This window comes from Arthrobacter sp. SPT-J7, assembly GCF_059089965.1.
This window is the reverse complement of record NZ_JBNHFF010000331.1, coordinates 1-2,604: the sequence shown is the minus strand read 5'-3', so window position 1 is coordinate 2,604 and position 2,604 is coordinate 1. Positions and strand designations below refer to the sequence as shown.

General features: G+C 62.8%; 4 protein-coding genes. 2 read left to right on the top strand and 2 right to left on the bottom strand.

Annotated elements, in window-relative coordinates; genetic code table 11:
• Positions 1-321, top strand: a 321-nt coding sequence (locus AC5RWX_RS32210) for a hypothetical protein (protein ID WP_494100244.1), incomplete at its 5' end; no start/stop codon positions are given.
• A gap of 33 nt (positions 322-354) precedes the next feature.
• On the opposite strand, the gene AC5RWX_RS32205 is transcribed toward AC5RWX_RS32210, so the two are convergent.
• Both AC5RWX_RS32205 and AC5RWX_RS32200 read right to left on the bottom strand, forming a co-directional pair.
• Positions 355-1,287, bottom strand: coding sequence for a threonine/serine dehydratase (locus tag AC5RWX_RS32205; protein WP_494100243.1), 933 nt, complete (start codon positions 1,285-1,287; stop codon positions 355-357).
• Position 1,288: 1 nt separating this feature from the next.
• Positions 1,289-1,549: a hypothetical protein gene (locus tag AC5RWX_RS32200; protein WP_494100242.1), complete on the bottom strand. Its 261-nt coding sequence runs from the start codon at positions 1,547-1,549 to the stop codon at positions 1,289-1,291.
• Between the two features lie 343 nt (positions 1,550-1,892).
• Here AC5RWX_RS32200 and AC5RWX_RS32195 point away from each other — a divergent pair.
• On the top strand, positions 1,893-2,604 hold a 712-nt coding region (locus AC5RWX_RS32195), incomplete at its 3' end, for a cation:dicarboxylate symporter family transporter (protein ID WP_494100241.1).

Here is a 2,604-nt window from a genome sequence, read left to right as displayed (position 1 = left end):
GCCCTGCTTGCTGCCGGACTCGTTGTTTCCGCCACAGCCTGCACCGCTTCCAACCAGCTCTCCACCGCGGAAACCTGCGAGCGGATCCAGAGCGTTGTATCCAACCCCGCGAACAACGCCGGCAAGACGGGCATGAACCGCCTGGCCAACCAGATCCGCCCCATCCATGCGGTTGCCTCGAATGACCTCAAGCCCGCCCTCGAGTCAATCCTTGAATACACGGACGAGCAGGCAAAGGAAACACCGGACGAGGCCAAGCTTTCCGAGCTCCAGGCGGGCTACGAGCAGGCTGGCAGCACCTACAGCCAGTTCTGCAGCTAAGCCCTACACGATGACCGGGCCCGGCCGCCCTCCCTAAGAGGTGGCCGGGTCCGTATTTGCCCCGCATAAAACCACCGCGACGCGCTCCCCCGGCTTTGGCTTATAACCAACCGAGGTCAGGGCAGCGTAGGCGGCGGCAGCTCCGTGTTCCACCATGATGCGGTAGTCGTTCCACAGCAGCGAACGTGCGGTGACGATGGCGGCGTCGGACACCAGGACGCTGGCGACGCCGGCGCGGACCGCGACGGAGAAGCCGATGTCACCGATGCGTCGGGCACCCAGGGAATCGGCAGCGACACCGGATACCGCCACGTCAACAGGTTCCCGGGCGGCAAGTGCGGCATGGAGCGTCGGCGCGTTTTCGGGCTCAACGCCCACCACCTTCGCATGGCCTTCCACTGCGGCAGCGATCCCGGCCATCAATCCGCCGCCGCCCACCGCTACCAATACGGTGTCCACCCCTGCAATCTGCTCCAGCAGTTCTGTCCCCACGGTTCCGGCGCCAGCTGCAATTTCCGGCTGGTCGTAGGCGTGGCAGTAAACAGCACCCGTTTCCTGGGCGTGCGCCACAGCGGACTGGTACGCAATGGCGTATTCGGCTCCAGCCTGGATCACCGTGGCTCCGATCGCTTCGAGCTTCCGCACTTTCACAGCCGGAGCGGCAGCGGGGACAAAAACGGTTGCCGGCACTCCCACTTGGGCTGCCGCGTACGCGTTGGCCAGCCCGGCGTTGCCGCCGGAAGCCACCACCACACCCACGTCCTGCTTCAGCTCTCCGCGTTCTTTGCTGGCAAGGAGGCGGTTCAGCGCGCCACGGGCCTTGAACGTGCCGGTGTGCTGCAGAAATTCGCACTTGAACCACACGTCGCCCCGGAAAGCACCCGGGTCAGCCTGCAGGACAGGTGTCAGCCGGGTGAGGCCTGCCGTCCGCCGTGCCGCCTCATCCACATCGACGCGGGTTATCACGTCAGACTTCGTCGTCCCAGGTTCCCGGTTCCTGCAGGGCTTCCTCGGGCTTGTGTTCCTGCGGCGGTTCGCCACTTCCGGAGTACGACGCCGGAACAGTCCCGGCTGCATGCCCCTGCTGCTCCTCGCGGATGTTGCTGGCCCCTGGCAGTTCCGGGTGCTGGCCGCTCTGCGGCGCCTGGGTCACCTGCTCAGCTTCGTCCGGGTCACCCGGCCCGCGAAGGTCGGCGGCGTTCCGGGGCTCCTCATTCGAAGTGGTCATGCTCCTGCCTTTCACCTTAGTTTCGTGGTCCTCACGTGGTCCGGGACGACCACCACGGTCAAGACTCCAGCCTACGATGTGTTTCCTCCCGCCAACAGGAAGCGCCCCTGGCTCCTCCGTCTCCAGCGAGCACACAGCCCACCGTCCTGTTCCTGGTGGTCAGCCCTGCAGGCGTAATAGAGGCTGCGCCCGGTCACAATCGCGTTTTTCGCCGACTTACACGGAAACAAGACTTTCATAATGTGGAAACTCAATTTCCCCTTGCGGAATTAAGTGACCGGGGTTACTTTTGGCATAAGGCCCCAGCATCCGGGGCGTCCCCCATTTGGATAGGTAAAGGTCAATGAAGATCCCCAACCCCGAGGCACTGAAGGCGAGTTCGGTGCCCGCGAAGAGGAAGCCGCTGTATAAGTCGCTCTTCTTCCAGATTCTGATCGCCGTCGTGGCAGGTGTCCTCATCGGGCATTTCTGGCCGGACCTCGGATCCCAACTGAGGCCGCTCGGAGATGGCTTCATCAAACTGATCAAGATGATCATCGCGCCGCTGATCTTCCTGGTGATCGTCACCGGAATTTCAGCCGTTGGCGACGTGCAGGCGGTTGGAAGGGTAGGGGTCAAAGCCCTTGTCTATTTCACGGCAGCAACATTGTTCGCACTGGTTTTCGGCCTGGTGGTGGGCAACATCGTCCAACCCGGTGCCGGCCTGAACATTGATCCGTCCACGCTGTCCCAGGCTGACCTGGATGCAAAGACCGGCTCGGCCGCACCGAAGGATGCCGCGGCCTTTATTTTGGATGTCATTCCAGCCAGCGTGATCGGGGCTTTTGCCAGCAACAGCCTCCTGCAGGTGCTGTTCTTCTCCGTATTCTTCGGCGCGGCCATCGTGGTCATCGGCCGCCAGCGCTGCATGCCGGTCATCAGCCTGATGGAAACGGTCCTCGAACTGATCTTCAAGATCATGTCCTGGATCATGAAAGTGGCGCCCATCGGCGCATTTGGAGCCATGGCTTTCATCATCGGCCAGTACGGACTCAGCACACTGAGCACCTACGCCC